Here is an 18,813-nt window from a genome sequence, read left to right as displayed (position 1 = left end):
ATTAGTTCGGGGCCTTCGCCGCGATGACCTCGGCCTCGACTTCCGCATTGCGCTCGGCACGGCGACCGACCTTGGCGGCGCTGGATTCTTCGATGAAGAGCTTGAGCCGTTCGTCCGCAGCCTTGCCCCATTCGGCCGAGCGGACTTCATCCTTCTGAAACGAGTAGGCTTCGGCGAGCACCCCATACAGGTAGAGCTGCGGGGCCTTCGTGATCAGCCAGTTCGTGGGCGCAGCCGAGGTCAGAGGCGGAACGCGCTGATAGAACACCGTCTCGATCGTGCCCGCGCGTGCGGGAGCCAGACGGATCTTATTGCCGGCGACCGTGTAGTACTGAGCTGAGCCGTTCGGCCGGTGGCGATGGGTGAATTCGGGGGAGTTCGCCTCGACGTACCGCAGTCGCTGAGCACGCGCGGTCGGAGCAGAGCGCCAGGACACCAAGATCCACTCGACATAGGCCGAGGGCGTGGCGACGGTCCCATCGGCACTGAGCGTCAGCGTGGTTTCCGTCTCCATCCCCGGCACCTTCAGGGCCGAGTTCAAACGGTTTTCCGTGAGCTGAATGAAGGTCGGGTAATAGTCCTCAAGATCGTTCCGAGCGATGTAGTCGGACACGTTGAGGACGAGGCTATCGTAATCGGTGATCGGGGGCAGCGCCATCGTGCAGCTCCAGCTTAAGGCGTCGGTTCAAAGGAGCGCATGCGAGCGCGGCCCCAGCGGGATTCACGGTCGAGTGACGTCACGTCGCTGATCGCCGTCTCAAGCATCGACTGCCAGAGCGAGACGCGACGGTCGTTCTCAAGGAACGGTTCGGCTTCGAGCAGGGAAGCGTACAGGTAGAGGTCGGGATTGCGGGCCAGCAGCCAGTTCGAGGCGCGGGTCGGGCCAAGCGATGGAACGCCTTGGCGGTAGAGCAGGCTGATCTGCCCGGTGCCGGCCGGGGCGGTGAGCAGGAACGGCTGATTCAGTCCATTCGGCCAGACCGACACGTCCACGTCGATATCGTCCAGCGGGATCGAGCCGAGGATCGTGTACCAGCGCGGACGGCCACCCCCGTCGATGCCGCCGATGCCATCACGGACGTCGTCGTATCCGTCGCCCTGGCCGAGCCGGCGCAGACCGAATCCGCGCCCGTAGGTGCCCAGGAACACATGCGGCGGGACGTATTCGAGATCCCAGCCCTGAGCGCCGGTCACACCACGGACAGCGGAATAGTCATTCGGGAGAGGAGCGCGGCCGGCGACGAGATCCAGACGGGCTTGAACCTCGTTTTCCGCAAGGCCGAGGCGACGCGTCAAACGAAGCTCGGCGAGCCGAACGAAGGTGCCGATACGGTCGAGCAAATCCGCCCGTTCGAGGTAATCCTCGATCGATGCGACGAGATCCTGATAGGTGTCGAGCATCACTCGAATTCGCTCTGGGCATCAAGGATCGTGTGATCGACGAAGCCGACCGCGAAGACGTCAGTGGCCTGCCGGATGTGCTGGACAGGCGGAGCGTTCAGGCGCGGCGTGCGGAAGAAACCGGGCTCATTCGGACCCTGCGCATAGGCCCATCCTCGACGCTCAGGCTCACGCAGAGGACGCCCGGACGGATGGGGGATGCGTGCGAGGGGAATGAACCGAGGCGGCATCAAATACACCCGCCACGAACGCGGAATTTGCTGTGATCGGGGTCGTTCAGCCACCGATCGAGATAGGCGTTGTCGCCCTGTCTGAGCGCTTCCATCAGCCGATTGTGCATGATGTGCTCGGGGATGCGTGCCACCAGACTGAGCCCGTCAGCGTGACGCGTGCCGGCGGTTTCGGAGCGGAGGACAGCGTTGTCTTCGAGCAGTTCATCGACCGGCGCGAACTCACGCACGGTCATCTTGTTGCCGTCGATCTTGACCCACACCTCCCGCCCGGTTTCAGGGTCGGAGCCCATCTGGCGGAACCCGTCCGAGGCGAGAGATGCAGAATCGTACATCGATCAGCCCTCGCGCTTGTTCGCGCGCTCGGCGACGTCGTTTTCCATGAGGTCCATCGCCTCGTTCGACGGCAGCTTGACCGTCTCTCCGGCGCGGACACGCCACTCGGCGCCGTCGTCGAGGCTTGCCGGGCGGTGCTTGTTGCCGTCGCGCGGCCACAGATCGCGCTTTGCCACCATCTCGATATACCGAGTGGACGGCTTCTCATCCTCGACCGGCTCGGGAATCGGCGGGTTCAGAGGCTCGTTGCTCGTCGGAGCGCGGAGCGTGACGCCGTCCTCGGCGGTGAGGCTATCATCGCGATTCGTCACCGGATTGACGCCGGGCGTACCGGGCTGGTCCGTGAGTACGCCGGGATTGATGTCGCCGCGCGGATCGGGACGGGCGCCGGTCAGCTTCGTAGTGTCGATGACGGGCGGGACCGTCGTCTTCGCGGCAGGGAGGTTGGACTGTGCCATGGGAGTGTCCTCGCATAGGCAAGCGACCGGCCTCGCGGACCGGCGCTCACGTTGATTTCGGGATCGGTGGAAGGGTCGCCGCTTACGAGAGGTCGGCGATCAGACCGTGCGCGGCTTCGTTCGAGACTTCGAGCGTGTACTCGACGATCATCGCGCGCTTCTCGGCGTCGCCGGTCTTCGCGGGCTTGTCGACGAACAGCGGGCGCAGGGTCCGCAGCTTGACCATGTCCGGGTCGATCACGAGGACGTTGCCGTTGGCCATCTGACGGTTCGGGACGGCAGCGAGGCGACCGAAGTCACCCACGTAGACGTCAGCCGCAGCGACGATGGTCGCGGCCTTATCGCCGGTATCCCTCCGCTGCTGAGCGAGGCCGGCGAAGCTGGAGAACACGCGCTTCTGCTGGACGGGCATCATCAGCATGCCGGGGTTGCCGCCGGACTGATACGCGGCCTGCTGGACGTCCTTGAGCATGTTCTCCGTCCACGCACGGGCGGTGCCTGCGGTGGGCGCAGTGACGAGGCCAGACGTGGCGTTGTAGCCGCCGTTAGCGCCACCGGCACCACGGGAGACGTTCGAGGTCAGCCACGCGGTGAAGCCGCCGAGGCGACGGGCAGCGGCACCAGCGGCACCACCAGCATTGGAAGCCTGAGCGGAGAGGAGGATGCCCTCCATGTCCTTCTTCAGTTCGAGGCCGCGCTTGACGGACTGGTACTTGACCTCGTCCTTGCGTCCGGCCTTGTCGACGACCTGAGCGGTACCGGAGACGAGGACGGTCTCACGCGAGATCTGGCAGTAGTTGCCCGCGCGGACGGTCGGCGTTACGTCAGCGTAAGCGTATTCGTCGCCTTCGAGTACCGCGTTATTCAGGTTGGCAGGCGCGAGAGTATCGGTCTGCCATTCGTGCTTCACGGCAGATGCCTTGCCACGACCAATGTTGGCCATGAAGGGCGTGTCCGCCTTGTTGAGGAGGAAGATCTTGTCCTGAAGGTCTTCGCGACCCCCACGGATGTCATAGGTATCGGTAGTGCCGGCAAGCTGTGCCATGTGGTCCTCGGATGGGGCTGGACCGTTCAGGGGCCGCTATGCGGGAAGCCTGATCTGGTCATGATCAATCGATCCCGAACAGAGAGTCCGGGAGAGCTGCCACGGCGCCATCGATGGTCGGGTTACGACTGAACGCGTCACGTGCTTGTCTGGAGGCTTGGCCCTGCCGTGTGCCCGGTGACTGCCTGACGGCGGCCCGGATCGGAGGGGCGTTGCGGAGTTTCTGGAGAGCTTCCGGCTTCTTCGCCTGGAGCTTCTGGTACGCGATGGCGTCCTTGAGCACGCGCAGGGCGCGGTGATCCTGAATGCCCATCACATCGTTTGGGGTGAGGCCGTAGCAGCGCTCCCCGAATTTCGTGGCATCTGCGAAGAACGCCTTCTGGCCTTCGGGCGTCTTCAGCTCCGGCATGGTCTGCGCCATCAGCTCGGCTTCGCGCTGGAGGGCCTCGGCGGTCTGAGCTTGACGGGCGCGCTCGGCCTGATCCTGCGCGGCCCTCTGCTCTTCGGTCTGACGCTGGCCGACGCCCTGTTGCGCGGAGAGGAGCTTGTTCACCTCCTCGACCGCTTCCTGATACGCCTGCTGCTGCTCCATGAAGCCCATCGGGTCGGTCCGGATCATGTTGCGATCCGGTGGCGAGGGCATGCGGGTCCGAAGCACCTCGACCGCGATGTTCAGGATGTTGCCGAGTTCACCGCGCTCGGCCTCGGTCTGTTGCCGAATCGTCTGAAACTGTCGGACTTCCTCGGCGTGGGCCTGCGTCTTCCGCGTGTAGTCGGCCTGCCGCATGAATCCGCGACGGACTTCGTCGATCGGGACTTGGTGGCCATCGATCTCGACGACCTTGGCGGTGTCCTTGGCCTCGCCGTCCTTGCCCTTGCCCTGCTTGCCGGCCTCGCCGTCAGCATTGGCTTCCAGGCCATCCGCATCGGTGCCATCGTCTTCCGGCTCGACGTCGGATTCGTCACCGTCCTCGCCGTCCTCGTCGTCCTGCGTCAGAGGCTGCGGATTGCGCGGTGCGAACCGACCCTTCTCCCCGCGAGGCTGCTCGACCTGACGCTCGGCGTGATCGTAGGCCGGATCTGCCGGGTTCGGATCGCCGTCGTCATCGTCGAAATCGAAGCCATCGTCGGACAGCGACAGCGCGACGTCGTGAGCGTTGGGCTCGGGGGCAAAGTCATCGCGCACAGGTGCGGTCTCAGCCGGGGCCGAGTTATCGCGTTCAGACATGTGGGGCTCGTTCGGTTGGCGTGCCCGTGCCGTCAGGCGACGGTGGGCGGAACGCGTTGTGCAGCGATGCCGGTGGTCACGAGGGATTCGGCGGCTTCACGAACGCGGCGAGCGGCTTGCAGATCGGCGGTGGCGCGGATCAGGGAAGCCGGGTTGGAAACGTCAGCGGCGGCAAGCTCATCGACAGCGTCGGCCTCGATCTTGGCGAGGAGGGCGAGGAAGGTCTCGTTGTCGAGGAGCTGTTGGGCGGCAATGGCCTGAGCGACGCGGTCGGCCATCACTGCCTCGGGATATTCGTGGAGACGCCTTGGACGCCGGTCGCCATCGAGACGGCCCGGAGCTGCGCCTCGTTCTCCATCTCAGCACGACGAAGCTCGAAGTCCCGGTTCATTTGCTCGACCTTGAGCGCGTGTTCCTGCTCAAGCCGTTCACGGGCCATCTGTAGCTCCGCAGCCTGCTTCGCCTGATCCATGGCGACATCGGCCTGGATGCGCTGTTGATCGCCCTGAGCGCGGGCCTGGAGCGTCTGTTGATCCATCTGCGCTTTGGCCTGGATCGCCTGGAGCTTCGGATCGGGCGGAGCCGGCGGCTTCGACGCCTGCCACTGCGAAAATTCCTCGGCGGTGATCGGCCGGAAAAACTGTTCCGGATCTTTGACGCCAGCCGCCTCGACCATCTTATGCTCGGCCGCGACGACCATGGATGGAGTAACCACCGGGTTTTCGAGCCCGAGTTGTTCGATGATCGCATTCTGACGAGCGCGGATACCGGACAGCATCGTGAGGTCGCGCTCGCGGGAGCCCGTGCCGAGGCCGACGTTGATCGAGACGTCCATCGCGGCATTCCAACCGACCGGATCGAACGCCACCCACTCATCGCGCAGGCGAACCGTGCGAGGGCGATCCTGATTGCGGACGATGATGCGCAGGAGCTTCGAGAAGAGAGGCTTGAAGCCCATCTCGGCCATATTCCGCGCGATCAGCTCGACGCGGGCATAGGAGGCATCGTGTTCGAGGGACGCGGCGGTCGCCGTCTGCGGCTCCAAGGCCGTGGAATCCAGTGACGCGGTGGCGGTGGATACGCCGGTCCGACGCTGGATCACACTGTCGATGTATTGAATGCCGGCGAGGATGTTGCCCGAGATGTTCGGCGCCACGAGATCCTGAATCGCGCCTTGAGCCGTGTGGCCCCTCTTGATCCGGATGACGCCGCCATAGGTCGGGTTCAGCACCTCGTCAGGGTTGATGATCGCTTCGTCGACCACGCAGCGCTGCGGGCGATTCTGCGAATAGATGTTGTCGAGAACGCCGCGCAGGAGCGCTGTCTTGACCCGCTGCAGGTCGCCGACATTGTCGAATGTCGACCGGCCCATCCACCGATGCGGCACCGGCTGGCCTGTCATCGAGACGAACGGGACTTCCTCCGTCCACGGCTCATTCGAGAGCGGCTCGCGACCACCGGACGAGCCAGCGACCACGACCTTGCGCATCTCGGCGATGCCGTCGTCGTCATAGTCGAAGCGCACATACGCCTCGATCACCTCGACCTCGGCGGTGGCGCCGGTCTCACTCGCGAGCGAGCTTCGCGTGTCGTCGTCCTCGTATCGATCCGCGTCGCCCCGGGACTTGCGGGAGCCGTACGCGGGCAGATCCTCAACGACGTCGCGGGGATAGCCCTGCTTGACGAGGTCCGAGCGCGAGACCCTGGAGCGGTGCCACACCGCGCGGGCGGTCTCGATCGAGGATGCGCCCTTTGAGATGCCGAAATCGTCCGGAGGGACGTTCTCGACCACGAGCTTGCCGTTGGTGGTCGCCCGGTTGATTCGAACGTCATAGACGGTCAGCGGAATCATCTGGCCCGAGGCGGGATCGCGGATGATTTGATCGCGTCCGTCAGCGCCGATCAGCTCGACCTCAGGGTCTTCGAGCAGCGCGACGATCTGGTCCTCAACGAGGCCGCGCAGATCCTCACTCTCGTATTCCGGGGTTTGATCCCAATACGCCTTGACGATTCCATTGCGGACGTCGAGGGCATCTTTGATCCATGTGTGGGTAATCTGGTACCCGTTGATCTCGTTGGTCCAGACGTAATTGATGTAGTCAGTGGCCTGTGACGCGATCTCTTCGTCACCGGGCTTGTTCGGCGCGTAGATCGCTACCTTGTCGGCACCAGCGAACACCCGCATGAGGCCGGGGAGCATCGTGTCCGTGACGTCGGCCACATCGCGAGAGACCGCAGAGGAGCGACCTTGCTCGGATGGCAGATCGTCCATCACGCCGTCATAGTAGTCGAGAGCAGCGTCGCGTTCGCCCTTGCGGCTACGAATCGCCTTGTCGCCCACGAGGTCATCGTTTTCGAACGTGATGCCGTTCGAGACCTCATCGTCGATCAGGCGCAGCAGAGCGCTGTCAGCATCGCGGCGTGAGGAATCGACCCCCCTCGCGGCGAGCTTCGGCGATGCGGCCATGTGGTTTCCTTGAGCCCGCAGCATCGGAGTGCTGAGCGAGGCGGGCTTATTGGGTCGGATCGACCGCCCCGGAGTTGATCGTCACACGCGGGTGGTGCGGTATCGCCCTCGGAATCGGAGCGTGTAGGCCGTGCCCGAGGTGAACGCGGTAATTTGAGCGCCCTGTCCGCCCGCGCTTGTCTTCTGGCCCAGGATGATTGCGGTGGCGGTGCCGGACTGAGGCGCGAGCGCGATTTGCGTGGCCGTATTGGGCCAGGGAAACGCACTGCCGATCGCCATCTGAATCAAGTTCGAAGCGGTGTCGCCGTCGGCGGGGAACGGCAATCCGGTCAGGATAAAGTTGCCGGCAGCAGTCGTGTAGGTCGGCGTAAACGCGAACCCCATCGAGACGTCCACGAAGTCGCCGAGCTTATCGTACCGGCATGTCTGGGAGGAGATAGACACCGACAAGTCGCCGGGCGTGGCCGACGTGATTCCGATGGTGAAAGGCTGGTTGACGATTCTGTCGATGGCCGCACCGCCCGAGACGACCGGGAAGTAGTCGCTCATTTGGAATACTCGACGTTGAGGATCGCGCCGGCCGATTGCTGAATGAACCGTGCCACCGAAATCTCCGCCCCGTAGAGCTTCACGCCACCGCCGACAGGGATCGGCATGCCGACCGCAGCCGTGGGAGCCGTACCATCCTTGCGCATGCGGACGCCGGCACCATCGGGGATGACCGTCGCGACCGTCGCGTCGCCGGGGATGTTGGGGAGCGCGGTCGACGTCGAAACGTCGGTTACTTGGCGGTAGGTGAGCGGTGTGGAGCCGGCCGCCGCAGCCGAACCGGTCGGGATCGGATTCGAGGCGCCGTAAGGCAGGCCGGTCGCGGGATCGCTCAGGTAGACCCGCTGCGATCCGGGAATGTCGGCAGGATAGGGCATCGTTCAGTCCTGTCGGGTTAGACGACCCAGCGCCTGTCCGGCGGTTTCCATTCGGTCTTCTTGGGCTCGACGATCGCGTACCGGCGCATCATCACGGCGATGCGGGTCGCGCTGAGAAGGTCATCGTGCTTCTTCACGATCTGACCGTTTTCCCGGTGGTAGAGCCGGAACTCATCAAACCATTCGTCGAGATGGGCGAACACGCGGAACCGGCCGGTCTGCATCCGATCCAGCATCTCCATGATGCCAGCTTCGGTACCGAACCCGCCCTCTTCGTGCGTTGCGTGCTCAGTGAGCATGTCGAGCCCTTGAGCCCGGTACTGCTCAGCCAGGGCGAGGCCCGAGCCCTTGTCGTGCTGGTAGCCATCGTGCGGCCACGCGCAGGGGAGCCAGGAGCCCCACGGCTTGATCGAGGCCGCGTGGATCACCGGAGTGGATTCGCGCTTCCGGAAGCCGGAGACGACGTAGATCGTATCGTTGTCGCGGTCCCAGGCGATTCGCACAGCCGCGAACGGATGGTCGTACCCGAAATCCATGCCAACGAGCTGTGGCCAGCTTGGCGGGATCGGGAAGGCTTTGACGCGGATCTCTTCCTCGGCGATCGGGAAGATGCGACCGGACCCAAGGACGGGAATTCCCTTCGTGCGAGCGTCGCGCATGTGCGGCGGAATCGCGTCCCACAGTTTCTGCTTCTGATCGGCGGTGAGGTGCGGAACGTCGTCCCACGTCGCCTGAACACAGAAGGTCACGGCGTCTTCACTGTCCCGAGATAGCGCATGGTCACTTCCGTCATGCCGCTGAGCGGGGTGAAGGTGCAGAGCATCAGGCCGTCCGTGGTCATCAGACGGAGCATGCATTCGTCGAACACGTCGGACGGCGGCTCTTCGTCCAGCCAGACCCCGTGCTTGGCGGTGCCCTGAAACTTCTTCCGCCCCTGGTCGAAGCTCTTGAAGCCGAGGAGCGAGGCCCCGCCGGTCACATGGCGGACATGGACCTGATCGAATGCGCCGGTCACACCGGAGCGTCGCGATGGACTGCCGATGATGTCCGCTTCCGGAATCAGCCCCGTGCCAACGCTCTCCAGCGGACCCATCAGAATCGCCTGGACGATGTCGCGGGTCGTCTCCGAGGTATCGCCGGCCGCCCACCACTCGACGGGGTGAGAGAAGCGCCGGCCATCCCACCATTCGGGATACCGGCCGGTCAGGTGCAGCGCGGTTTCGTATCCACCCACACCGAACGATTTGCCGACGCGATTCGCGGCAAGCATGCAGCGATCGTATTCCGTCGCACCGGCCCGGAAGAACGCCATGTGCTTCGGGTAAAGCTCTCGGCGGAGCGGGCCTTCGTCCGGGTAGAGGCGGAGGAGCTTCGTGCGCTCGCGGCGCCGTGCCTTCTCGGCCAGCAGGACGGCGAGGCGCCGCTTCGCATCGAGACGCCCGAGGGACGCGGATTCAGTGCTCAGTAGCTCCATCGCCGGCCAATCCTGCCGCAACGGCCATCATGCGGATCTGGGCGTCGAGATCGTCCTCGGACGCGTCCTGAATTGTCGCGATGACCTTGGCCTCGACACTGGAGAGCGCCGGCTTCTCGTACTGGATCGCCTTGGACGCGGCTTGAACACGCAACGCCCATTCCCGAGTAGGATCGCGGTACACGGCCATGAGGAGTGCGTGAGCGTCACCGTCGAACGCGCCAGGGATCACCGCAGCAATCGTCTGGGCCGCGCGATGCATCGCCTCTTCGCGTTCCCGAGTGATCTTGCTCTTCGCGCCCTTGGGTCGGCCAGCGCCGGGGCGCCTTCCGCCAACAGCCATTTGATAGATCCTGATTTTCGTTGATTTTATTTCAACACTTGAGGTCTGTGTGTCTGGGCGTTGGGTACCCCAAGTTCAAGGCTCGACAGAACATAGAACTGCAACCAAGGTCTCGGCCCAACAACCTAGGAGGCATTCATGACAGACCAAGAACTCCTCGCTGCCTACAAGCGTGAGCCAGATGGTAGTTGGACGCTCGTCGAGACCATCTCAGGGGAAGGCTTCCAAATTGGTCCGGGCGTGACTTTTGGCGGCGGCGGAGGCGTAATCATCAACGGCGTCGACATCGTCCAGAGACTAAACGATGCCGCTGCTAGGCACCCTCACCTCGTGCGCCGCTGACCTTTCAATCACTCAAAGAGTGCAAGCACGACACTCGCCGGTCTCTCGGCGGGTGTCTTCCATCTTGCGGAGGCTCAGGGTCGGAACCCGGCCGCCCTCGAATGCCTTGCGGAGATCCTTCAGCGCCGCTGGCCAGCTATCCCGTTGGGGACTGCGGAACGTCGCCTCTTCACCGCGTGCCGTGCTGACGAAGGCTTCAAGCTCTTCGCCCTCGGCATAAGCGGCGGGATTGTCTCTCCAGAGTTTGTACCATTCACCCAGCTTCTGCCAGAAGCAGAGGGCGCAGTCCGTCCGCTCGGGGATCGTCACGCCCTTCCCGTCGAGGTAGGAGCGAACGTCGCTGATCGTCCAACCCCATTCCTTCATGGGGAAGCGCATGGTGATGCCGTCCGAGCCAGGGAAGAGCATTCCGGTTCGACCGGCTTCATCCGCTCTCAGGCCCACATACGAGACGCAGGGCGTGTTCTGGCCGAGCCAGCGGTAATAGGGTTCGAGCTTCAGCTTCCGGGTACACCACCTGGCATTATGCCGGGGCAGCATCTTCTGTCGGCGAATCTCACCCTGGAGGCTGGCGGCAACAATCGGCTTGAGGGGCTTGCCCAGCATGTCGCCGAGCTTCTTCCAGTGCGCGATCATCTCCGGCGGTTCGTTGCCGGTCGGGGTGATGACGTAGGTGTAATCGCGGGGCTCGATTTCGGCGAGGCGAAGGGCGAGCGCCGTGCTGTCCTTACCACCGGACAGGGCGACCACGTGGAGGTCGGACATAGCGCGACCCCTCCATGGGGCGGAGGGATGGCCGAAGCGGTACGGGAAACGTCAGGCGGCGCGGGCGACGAGGCTCAAGCCTTCAAGTCGCAGCTCTCGCTACTCTATTCGTCTGACATATCCACAACGTTATAACGTGTCAACACCTATCGACGCGAACGGCGGTCACTCCACAGGTTCCCGAGCGCGTTCAACGCGACGCGGAGAGATCCAAGCATTGCAGCGTCACCGGGCTCCCTATCGAGGACGCACACATGCATGAGGGCCGAAGCGCAGGCCCGCCATTCGAACGTGTCGGCCAGAGCCGTCTGAGCCTCGTTCCACGACCGTTTGAGCGCCACGGCCTCCTCGTATGACATCTCGGCGGCACAGGAGATTCCGGACGCGACGTCGTTGATCGCGGCGGACGGGAACCGGGGCAGGACGCCGACGACGTGGTGGCCATGACGCAGGAAAAGGCTCGTATATTTCTGGCCCGCTTCGAGCTGATCCCGGCTGATCACCCCGTGGAGGAAGAGCCGGCCGAGTGCGAAGCCGGCGAGCGGGTCGCGAGGGTCGACGTCCTGCCGCCGGCCATCGTCTCGAATCCGCGTTTTGGGCAAGCTTCTGCGATGAGGTTGGGCCAACGCGACGGCCATGATCTGATCCTCAGATTCCTTCCGGCGGCTTTCGAGGTCCGCCTTCGTCGAGGATCGCTTGTGCCGGCCATTGGCCTCACGATGCACCACGTTCACGGCGGCACGCATGCGGGCGAGTTGGTCGCTGGTCTTGGCGAAGGCCATCAGGTGAACCGCATCCGGAAGTGAAGAGCATCGTCCTCGCACTGAAAGGACACGAAGGCAGGGGCGTTCAGCCAGGGCGTGCTGACCATCGACGTTCCGGCCGGACAGTTTTCGTCGCGCCAAGCCATCACGTCCCTGAGCACGTCGTGCCATGCGGACGCGTGGATCATCACCGTATGGGGAAACCCGAGGTCGACCGCCTCGCGCGTCATCTGCGAGCACAGAGCGTCGTATGGGTACGGGTCTAGGGTGAAGCTGTGAGTGTGATGCTTGCTCATGCCACCCCGCCGAACCTGATCCGGTACGCGAAAGCCTGAACGGCCTGATCGGGACGAAAGGAGACGTATTGCGTGCCGAGGCCGGCAATGGAGTGTCGGACGTCCTCGATCCCTTGCTCGGCCAGCCAATCGGCGACCGCCCGCTCCTGAACCCGAGCGACCGCAAACGTCCAAGGGAAACCCATTTCGGCCGCAGAGTCCGACACGAGGTCGTCGAGGAATCGGGTCGTAAACCCTTCGTCCGGAGCGTCCTCGCGCATCAGCTCCACCGCATCTTGAATTCGAACGCCGCGTCGCCGCCGTCCCGCAGTGACACGAAGACCAACGGGAAGATTTCTAGGATTTGCGGCCGGTCCATCTCGCGCTCGGAGATCCAGGCCAGCACTTCTTCACGCTGACCGGTCCGCCAACGGTGATGCCAAAAGCCGAACGTGATGGGATAGCCGAGCGTCGCGGCGCTGGCGGCCACAGTCTCACCCAGGGCTCGCTCAACGGCATCGAGATCGGCCGGCATGGTCATGCCCACACCATCTTGAACTCGACCGCGAGGTCACTGTTGGAGCGGAATCCCACGTTCAGCACGGCGCCTTCGGGATGCGGGAAGCTGGCCCACGCCAACCCACGTCCGACCTTCCAGCTCTTCTCTTGGCCCCGATCGGCAAGCCAAGACTCGACCTCGACAGCAGCCTCACTGACCGTTCTGTTCGGGATTCGACGCGTGAACACGACAACCGGAAAGCCGGCCGCCCACATACGACGCGACGCCGTTTTGCGTTCGTTTGTGTCCCACGGCGGGAGCGTAAAGGGCTGTGATCGTGGAATGATCGGCAACGCGGCACCTCAGTACCATCGTATATCCGCGAACCGGCCGATAATATCAAGCTTGACGAACGTATCCGCCCCGGATCTGGACGGAATCTTCGAATACAGAGGGAATCATCGCCTCGGAATCATCGGATCTGAGCTTGATTCAGCCCCATCGCAACTTGAACGCGAACGCATCATCCGGATTTTTGAACCCCACAAGGCGGACACCCATCAGTCCGTCATGCCGGTCTATCCAGCCCTCTACGCTCCGCAGCCATTCACGGATCTGCTCAGCGCGCTCGAATGCTTGCACCATGGGCTGATCGAGCTTGGCCTCGACGAAATGCGGGAAGCCTTCACAGGCGAACCACCACCGGAAGTGCGCGGTTTCATCCATTGGGATCATCATCCGAAGTGGATCTTGAACTCGGTGGCGAGGATTTGGTCATGAAAGCCGACGCAGTAAATGCCGAATCCCAAGCAGTCCCGGACCTTCCAGCCTCTCTGCGTGGCCGCTCGGGGGTTTCGGACCGTCAGCCAAGCTCGGATCTCGTTCATCCGCTGATATGAATGCGGCTGGCCCATCTGCGTCGCCACGAAGAACGGGAATCCCTCCCGCTCCAGGCGATCCCGGAACCAATCGATCTCGTCCCGTGGCGACCGGTTGAGCCGTGCGGTAATCACCCAAACCTCATCTTGAATTCAAGCGCCAGATTCGGATCAGCAAAGGCGGCGGCGACGGCACCACGAAGCAATGGCGGGAAAAGGAAACAGGCATTTGGCCCGAGAGCGAAAGGGCCGGACGCCCGCGCATCGCTGAAGAAGTCCCCATGGTCCTCCAACCAATGCTCGACTTCTGAGTGTAGTCGATATGCCTCTTTGATTTCTGGCGTGCGAACTTCAACAATGTGGATTAGACCAATCGCCACAACAGCTTGGCGTAGATCTGCCGCCATTGCAGCGTTTTCAGCCAATTTTTCAGCGTTTTCAGCTTTCAACTTAGCGATCTTGCGATCACCTTTTTGATTAGCCGCGAGCGTATCGATGTTACACGTGAAATTGGCCTGCTTCGCCTCGGGCAGGCGCTTCACCCGCCGCCGCAGCTTCTCAATGATGCTTCTATGTTTCCGTTGAAGTTCCGTCCTCATGATCACCCGAACCTCATCTTGAATTCGAACGCGATATCGGGATCGGAGAAGAGGATGGTCAGCGTCGCCAACTCCATCACTTGGACGTCACCCACGGTGCCCTGCCGTTCGTAGATCCACTGCGCAATCTCGTTCGTTCGTGCGAGATCGGCGGCGGTCCGAAAGCCGATGGGGACGCTGCGGGTGCGAAGGTCCGCCTTGGCCCGCATTTCGTCGGCCGCAGCAATTCTGGCCTTGTGCTCCGCCACCAGAGGTTCTGCCAGCTTCTCAGCCTCGGCGCGGTCAGGTGTGCCGAGAGAGCGCACCTTCTTCTTGCCGAACTCCGCCCGAAGCTCGGGCGGGTACTCGAACGCAATGTACCAGTTCTTTGAGGCCGGCTGTTTGAAGAGATAGTCGCCTTTGCGTCCCGCCATTACGCACCCCACGCCATTTTAAGCTCGAACCTAGCATTAGGATTAAGGCATACCGCGTGTACTTGGTAAGGCCCAAGGTCGGAAAGCTCTCTGCTAGATTTTCTAATACTATAAATGAATGAATCTTTACGTCTAACAAACCACTCCTCAAGTTCAGAAAGAGGCCAATAATCTGAATAATGATGCGCCTCGTCAGTAGCGTATACGCCGACGTCGATCATCATGTCTTTATACACAATCAAGCTTGTCGTATGCAAGCAAGCCATAGCTATTTTTGTCTCATCGCATAGGTGAGTATAAATACGAAGCCTTTCCACTGAGCATGTCTCAAGTCCGTAGAAGATTTCTGCCGCAATTATGTCTTGAATAAAAGCGCCATGTACTCCATAGATATACTTGCTCCCTTTCGAAAGCCTTTTCCATGGGCCGTTCATTGTGTTCGGAGGGCCTCCTTCGAAACCGTGATTCTTCTTAGACAGCAGGTGCTGCATGAAATCGCGGTCCCGCTCGGCAGAGTAGCTGCTGTCATGCAGCACGAAAAAGCCCGCTTTGTTGAGGCGCTTGCGTGCCCCCTCCTCCCACTCATCTTCGCTGCGGATGCTCACACCGATGCTTTCCGACTCCGCCCGATCCACTGCCGTATCCCCTATCCAATTTATATATTGAAAGGGCTATATGGAAATAGCCGACCCGTCAACGGAGCCGAACTGCGCAGGCGCTATCCGAACCGCATCTTGAACTCGAAGGCCGCGTCCGGATCGGCGAACCCGACGATGCAGATGCCGCGATCCCCATCGTGGATGCAGTCACACCCGTCGCGCCCGGACAGGCACTGCCAGATCTCCAGGGCGCGCCCGTAGGAGGCCGTAGCGACCTCAAGGCGGACCGATACGACATGGGGGAAGCCCGAGCCGGCGAGATAGGCCACAGCGTCCGTGGAAGACATCTCGCCGACCGAGAGGGCGGTCATGGGACGTCGACTGCCGTGGCGCCGATGATGTGGATGCCGGGGCTTTTGCCGATCCCCTTCGGCACGAACACGCCGGGCGGAAGCTCATCGACGATTCTCGCCGTGTCCTCGTTTGAGGGCAGTCCCTCGATCACCGCGACCGCACCATCCGTCTCGTTCGGCGCGAGCAGCAGCACATAGCTTTTCGAGATACGCACCTTGGCCGTCTTCTGGACGGTGTCGCATTCGATATCGGTGATGATCTTGGCCAGCGCCTTCGACAGCCGAGCGCGAGCCTCGTACCGATCCGCGCCCGTGGCGTCGCGCATGGCCTCCACGAACCCAACGGCATCCTTGACCATGTTCGGCCGGTACAGTTGCGCCTTGGCCGTTCTTTCGGACTTCAGCACCTTGAGCTGCGCCTCGGCCAAATCGACCTTGTCCGTGGCGTCTTCGAGCGCCTTGAGCAGCGCTGGCAGGGTTCTGGTCGATTGCGCCATCGCGGCAGTGAGGTTGTCGGTCTGCTCCCTGTACCGCGCCAAATCATCACGAAGCGCTGAGATTTTCAGATCGAGCGGCCCCAGCGGATCACCGGGATTCTCAGCGCGGACGATTTCACCCCACGGGATTCGCGGCAGGAAATCGAGGATCGTCTTCTCCAGCCTGAAGAGGTTAAGCATCCCAGCGCCGTTGCATGCCTTCGAGTGCCGCCGCCGATTCGAACACAGGAGATATCGGATGGTCGGCCTCGGCCCGTGCTCCGGCCGATTCTGCGTGACCGTCATCGTGCCACCGCAATGCTTGCAGCGCAGAAGCCCCATGAAGAGATTGTGATGGCGCGTCCCCCGAGCGCCCTTCACGGACGTAGGACGGGTCCGCCTCATCGCCTGAGCATCGGCGAACGTTGCCGGCGACACGACCTGAGGGAAGTAGACGAACGGCCTCCCCTCCTCGCGGGGATCGAACTCGCCGAGGACTGCGCGGCTTTCCAGTATCGCGCTAATGTAAGCGGGATACCACCCTGCGTTCTTCGTCGGGGTCGTCCGCTTGGCGCAGTGATCGAAAATGGGAATCTCGCGCTCATTGAGCTGAGCGGCGATGGCGTAGTCCCCAAGGCCCGCGATCCGGAGGCGGAAAATCTCACGGACGACATCGCACCGAGGCGTGTCCTCGACGTACCTTTTGCCCTCGACCTTCAGCCAAGCAGGACCACGGAAGCCCTTCATCGCGAGCCCGTCCTCACGCGCCTTTTCGAACCGAGCATCGTAAGACGCCCGGACGCGGCTGCTCTTCGTCGCGGATTCGTTATGGCCACGCTGGAGCATCATCAGGACGGTGGTCATGAGAGACCCGTCCTTGTTGATCGTCTCCCGGTTGAGCGGCTTATCCTTGAAGTCGAGACAGACGATCGTCACCCCGTGGCTGATCAGATGCGTGAACCGCTCCAGGGCGTCATACGGCTGCTCACGAGACAGGCGGTCGAGGTTCTCGATAATCAGGGTGAAGTCGCGGGGGAGCTTGCTGTCCTTCATCAGCTCCAGCAGCGCCCCGAGAGCGCCGCTCTTCGCATGCTTGCCGCGATACCCGCTGACGCCCTTGTCCGAGTAGGTGTCGAGGAGGGTCAGCCCCTGCTCCCGGACATAGTCGTCACACGCCTTGAGCTGACGCCGAACGGAGTCGCCCTTGGCCTGCCGGGCATGGCTAAATCGCAGGTAGCTGATCGCGAAGCGCTGGACCGGCACGAGATTCTTTTTCGGCTTACGGCGTGATAGCACGGGCGGACTCCAGGCGTTGGGCCAAGAATCTGCCGGCGAGTGGACAATGTCAATTTTAGCTGGCGCGGGCTATCATGACCTCGCCGGTTTCCATTGGCTGGCGCAGGGAATCGAGCACCTGCGGTGTGAACTCGGGAAGCTCGTCGAGGAACAGCACGCCGCCATGCGCCAGTGAGGCCTCGCCGGGGCGGGCATTGATACCACCCCCTACGAGGGCAGCCATCGACGCCGAATGGTGAGGTTGCCGGAACGGCCGACGGTTCGACAGAGCTCCGCCTTTCAACTCACCGGCCACCGACTGGATCATCGAGACTTCGAGGAGCTCGCGGGGCCCGAGAGGCGGCAGGATGGAGGGAAGCCGGGCCGCGAGCATCGATTTACCCGCACCGGGCGGGCCATTCATCAGAAGATTGTGGCCTCCGGCGGCGGCGATCTCCAGGGCACGCTTGGCTCCCTCCTGGCCCTTGATGTCGCGAAGGTCCGGCAGCCGTCCCGTGGTCGTGGCCACGGCCGGCTCCGGGCGTGCCATGACCTGACTGCCCTTGAAATGGTTCGCGAGCTGGATCAGGGAGCGCGGGGCCAGAACGTCCATGTCGCCACCGGCCCAGGCCGCTTCAGGCCCCGTCGCGGCCGGGCAGATCAGACCGAGCCCCCGCGAATTCGCCGCCATTGCGGCAGGCAAGACGCCGTTCACCGCTGTGATCGTGCCGTCCAGGGCCAGCTCGCCGAGGACGCAATAACCGGCGAGCGCATCGGGCGGGATCGCGCCGATGGCGGCCATCACCGCAAGTGCGATGGGCAGATCGTAATGCGATCCCTCCTTCGGCAAGTCCGCCGGAGCGAGGTTGACGGTGATGCGCTTTGCCGGAAGCGCGAGTCCCGATGCGATCAGGGCCGAGCGGACGCGCTCCCGTGATTCCGCCACGGCCTTGTCGGCCAGACCAACCACCATGAAGACCACGGCGCCGGAAGCGATCTGCACCTGCACGTCGACGGCACGCGCCTCGATTCCCTCGAAGGCAACGGTGGCGACGCGGGTGACCATGGTTTCGAGCCTCTGAGGTTAAGGCCAAGGTTATGGCGAGCCGGCGCCCGTGACAACCAGCGCGTGCGCCCATGTGGAATTGTCATGGAACTCCGGCAGGGCTGTACCGTTCGCAACCGTCTGATTTCCATCCAAGGAGATGTCCATGTCGATCAAGACAGCCGGCCTCGCAGCTATTGCCCTCGGTTTCGCCCTGACCGGAATCGCCTTCGCCGACAGGGCACCGACGCCCGAGGAACTCACCAAGATCGAGGCGACCTTGAAGAAGGAAGGCTTCGTGAAGTGGAAGAAGATTGAGGTCGAGGATCATGAGATCGACGTGGACGATGCCATCGATGCCAACGGCAAGCAGTTCGACCTCGAGCTCGACCCCAAGACCTTCGCCATCACCACCCGCGAAGCCGAATAGAGGTCCGGCCTCGTGAGGCGCTTGCGTTACGCCGAAGCGCCGGCCATATAGCGCTCGGGAGGTTGGCGAGGGACGTTTCACTCGCCAACCGGGTCAGGTCCGGAAGGAAGCAGCCCTAACGAGACCGAGCGGGTCTTCGTCCAGCCTCCCACCTTCGTCGATCCTCACCGATCGACCTGTCCGAGGCCCCGC

26 protein-coding genes, 1 other RNA gene and 1 pseudogene are annotated in these 18,813 nt (G+C 62.9%); 5 read left to right on the top strand and 23 right to left on the bottom strand.

Annotated elements, in window-relative coordinates:
* Nucleotide 1: 1 nt before the first annotated feature.
* The 13 genes from ASF08_RS18590 to ASF08_RS24970 all read right to left on the bottom strand — a co-directional run bounded on the left by ASF08_RS18590 (nt 2) and on the right by ASF08_RS24970 (nt 9,908).
* Nucleotides 2-658, bottom strand: a complete 657-nt coding sequence (locus ASF08_RS18590) for a phage adaptor protein (RefSeq protein ID WP_056148320.1) — start codon at nt 656-658, stop codon at nt 2-4.
* Nucleotides 659-672: 14 nt separating this feature from the next.
* On the bottom strand, nt 673-1,401 hold the full coding sequence (locus ASF08_RS18585) for a phage adaptor protein (protein ID WP_056148317.1): 729 nt from the start codon (nt 1,399-1,401) through the stop codon (nt 673-675).
* A 229-nt stretch (nt 1,402-1,630) separates the two neighbouring features.
* Complete coding sequence (locus ASF08_RS18575; protein WP_056148313.1) at nt 1,631-1,966, bottom strand: hypothetical protein; 336 nt, start codon at nt 1,964-1,966, stop codon at nt 1,631-1,633.
* Nucleotides 1,967-1,969: 3 nt separating this feature from the next.
* Nucleotides 1,970-2,425, bottom strand: coding sequence for a hypothetical protein (locus ASF08_RS18570; RefSeq protein WP_056148310.1), 456 nt, complete (start codon nt 2,423-2,425; stop codon nt 1,970-1,972).
* A gap of 82 nt (nt 2,426-2,507) precedes the next feature.
* A complete protein-coding gene (locus tag ASF08_RS18565) occupies nt 2,508-3,470 on the bottom strand; it encodes a DUF5309 domain-containing protein (RefSeq protein ID WP_082473274.1) in 963 nt (320 codons plus the stop codon).
* A gap of 64 nt (nt 3,471-3,534) precedes the next feature.
* The gene (locus ASF08_RS18560; protein ID WP_156629643.1) at nt 3,535-4,698 is read right to left on the bottom strand and encodes a hypothetical protein; all 1,164 of its coding nucleotides are present in this window, start codon (nt 4,696-4,698) and stop codon (nt 3,535-3,537) included.
* A gap of 32 nt (nt 4,699-4,730) precedes the next feature.
* A complete protein-coding gene (locus ASF08_RS18555) occupies nt 4,731-4,976 on the bottom strand; it encodes a hypothetical protein (RefSeq protein ID WP_056148302.1) in 246 nt (81 codons plus the stop codon).
* Nucleotides 4,976-7,165, bottom strand: a complete 2,190-nt coding sequence (locus tag ASF08_RS18550) for a portal protein (RefSeq protein ID WP_056148299.1) — start codon at nt 7,163-7,165, stop codon at nt 4,976-4,978. Before ASF08_RS18550 ends, ASF08_RS18555 begins: the two co-directional genes overlap by 1 nt.
* A gap of 81 nt (nt 7,166-7,246) precedes the next feature.
* Entirely contained in the window at nt 7,247-7,714 is a 468-nt protein-coding gene (locus tag ASF08_RS18545) for a hypothetical protein (protein WP_056148296.1), read from the bottom strand.
* The gene (locus ASF08_RS18540) at nt 7,711-8,091 is read right to left on the bottom strand and encodes a hypothetical protein (protein WP_056148293.1); all 381 of its coding nucleotides are present in this window, start codon (nt 8,089-8,091) and stop codon (nt 7,711-7,713) included. Before ASF08_RS18540 ends, ASF08_RS18545 begins: the two co-directional genes overlap by 4 nt.
* A gap of 17 nt (nt 8,092-8,108) precedes the next feature.
* Nucleotides 8,109-8,948 carry a phage terminase large subunit family protein gene (locus tag ASF08_RS25405; protein ID WP_200931877.1) on the bottom strand — a complete coding sequence of 280 codons (840 nt, stop codon included), beginning with the start codon at nt 8,946-8,948 and terminating at the stop codon, nt 8,109-8,111.
* The gene (locus ASF08_RS25400) at nt 8,837-9,565 is read right to left on the bottom strand and encodes a terminase large subunit domain-containing protein (protein ID WP_056148287.1); all 729 of its coding nucleotides are present in this window, start codon (nt 9,563-9,565) and stop codon (nt 8,837-8,839) included. The genes ASF08_RS25405 and ASF08_RS25400 overlap by 112 nt, the downstream gene beginning before the upstream one ends.
* Nucleotides 9,546-9,908 carry a hypothetical protein gene (locus ASF08_RS24970; RefSeq protein WP_156629642.1) on the bottom strand — a complete coding sequence of 121 codons (363 nt, stop codon included), beginning with the start codon at nt 9,906-9,908 and terminating at the stop codon, nt 9,546-9,548. The genes ASF08_RS25400 and ASF08_RS24970 overlap by 20 nt, the downstream gene beginning before the upstream one ends.
* Before the next feature lie 138 nt (nt 9,909-10,046).
* Between ASF08_RS24970 and ASF08_RS24965 the strand changes: the two genes are divergently transcribed.
* Entirely contained in the window at nt 10,047-10,250 is a 204-nt protein-coding gene (locus tag ASF08_RS24965) for a hypothetical protein (protein ID WP_156629641.1), read from the top strand.
* 12 nt (nt 10,251-10,262) lie between these two features.
* Here ASF08_RS24965 and ASF08_RS18525 read toward each other — a convergent pair whose 3' ends face one another.
* Nucleotides 10,263-11,015: a phosphoadenosine phosphosulfate reductase family protein gene (locus ASF08_RS18525; protein WP_056148284.1), complete on the bottom strand. Its 753-nt coding sequence runs from the start codon at nt 11,013-11,015 to the stop codon at nt 10,263-10,265.
* Nucleotides 11,016-11,458: 443 nt separating this feature from the next.
* On the opposite strand from ASF08_RS18525, the gene ASF08_RS24960 reads away from it, so the two are divergent.
* Nucleotides 11,459-11,821, top strand: coding sequence for a hypothetical protein (locus tag ASF08_RS24960; RefSeq protein ID WP_156629640.1), 363 nt, complete (start codon nt 11,459-11,461; stop codon nt 11,819-11,821).
* Here the strand turns inward: ASF08_RS24960 and ASF08_RS18515 are convergent.
* The 3 genes from ASF08_RS18515 to ASF08_RS18505 are packed head-to-tail and all read right to left on the bottom strand — an operon-like array spanning nt 11,797 to nt 12,595.
* Entirely contained in the window at nt 11,797-12,075 is a 279-nt protein-coding gene (locus ASF08_RS18515; protein WP_056148277.1) for a hypothetical protein, read from the bottom strand. The genes ASF08_RS24960 and ASF08_RS18515 overlap by 25 nt on opposite strands.
* Nucleotides 12,072-12,335 (bottom strand): hypothetical protein, encoded by a 264-nt coding sequence (locus tag ASF08_RS18510; protein ID WP_156629639.1) that lies wholly within the window; start codon nt 12,333-12,335, stop codon nt 12,072-12,074. Before ASF08_RS18510 ends, ASF08_RS18515 begins: the two co-directional genes overlap by 4 nt.
* Complete coding sequence (locus ASF08_RS18505) at nt 12,335-12,595, bottom strand: hypothetical protein (protein ID WP_056148271.1); 261 nt, start codon at nt 12,593-12,595, stop codon at nt 12,335-12,337. The genes ASF08_RS18510 and ASF08_RS18505 overlap by 1 nt, the downstream gene beginning before the upstream one ends.
* Before the next feature lie 363 nt (nt 12,596-12,958).
* Here ASF08_RS18505 and ASF08_RS24955 point away from each other — a divergent pair, with 363 nt between their 5' ends.
* A complete protein-coding gene (locus ASF08_RS24955) occupies nt 12,959-13,333 on the top strand; it encodes a hypothetical protein (protein ID WP_156629638.1) in 375 nt (124 codons plus the stop codon).
* 229 nt (nt 13,334-13,562) lie between these two features.
* On the opposite strand, the gene ASF08_RS18485 is transcribed toward ASF08_RS24955, so the two are convergent.
* From ASF08_RS18485 to ASF08_RS18465, 6 genes and pseudogenes are all read right to left on the bottom strand, one after another.
* Entirely contained in the window at nt 13,563-14,030 is a 468-nt protein-coding gene (locus ASF08_RS18485) for a hypothetical protein (protein WP_056148261.1), read from the bottom strand.
* Nucleotides 14,031-14,032: 2 nt separating this feature from the next.
* Nucleotides 14,033-14,443, bottom strand: coding sequence for a DUF6538 domain-containing protein (locus tag ASF08_RS18480; protein ID WP_056148258.1), 411 nt, complete (start codon nt 14,441-14,443; stop codon nt 14,033-14,035).
* Nucleotides 14,443-15,048 carry a hypothetical protein gene (locus ASF08_RS24950; protein WP_156629637.1) on the bottom strand — a complete coding sequence of 202 codons (606 nt, stop codon included), beginning with the start codon at nt 15,046-15,048 and terminating at the stop codon, nt 14,443-14,445. Before ASF08_RS24950 ends, ASF08_RS18480 begins: the two co-directional genes overlap by 1 nt.
* Before the next feature lie 113 nt (nt 15,049-15,161).
* On the bottom strand, nt 15,162-15,413 hold the full coding sequence (locus ASF08_RS18475; RefSeq protein ID WP_056148255.1) for a hypothetical protein: 252 nt from the start codon (nt 15,411-15,413) through the stop codon (nt 15,162-15,164).
* Complete coding sequence (locus ASF08_RS18470) at nt 15,410-17,167, bottom strand: recombinase family protein (protein WP_082473273.1); 1,758 nt, start codon at nt 17,165-17,167, stop codon at nt 15,410-15,412. The genes ASF08_RS18475 and ASF08_RS18470 overlap by 4 nt, the downstream gene beginning before the upstream one ends.
* Nucleotides 17,168-17,225: 58 nt before the next feature.
* A pseudogene (locus ASF08_RS18465) lies at nt 17,226-18,212 on the bottom strand (YifB family Mg chelatase-like AAA ATPase); the annotation flags it as partial.
* Between the two features lie 145 nt (nt 18,213-18,357).
* On the opposite strand from ASF08_RS18465, the gene ASF08_RS18460 reads away from it, so the two are divergent.
* Entirely contained in the window at nt 18,358-18,621 is a 264-nt protein-coding gene (locus ASF08_RS18460) for a PepSY domain-containing protein (RefSeq protein WP_056148243.1), read from the top strand.
* Between the two features lie 56 nt (nt 18,622-18,677).
* Nucleotides 18,678-18,774, top strand: an RNA gene (gene ffs / locus ASF08_RS24285) — signal recognition particle sRNA small type.
* Nucleotides 18,775-18,813 lie beyond the last annotated feature (39 nt).

The sequence above is a fragment of the Methylobacterium sp. Leaf85 genome (assembly GCF_001422125.1).
GTDB classification, from domain to species: domain Bacteria; phylum Pseudomonadota; class Alphaproteobacteria; order Rhizobiales; family Beijerinckiaceae; genus Methylobacterium; species Methylobacterium bullatum.
This window is presented reverse-complemented; position numbering and strand designations above follow the sequence as displayed.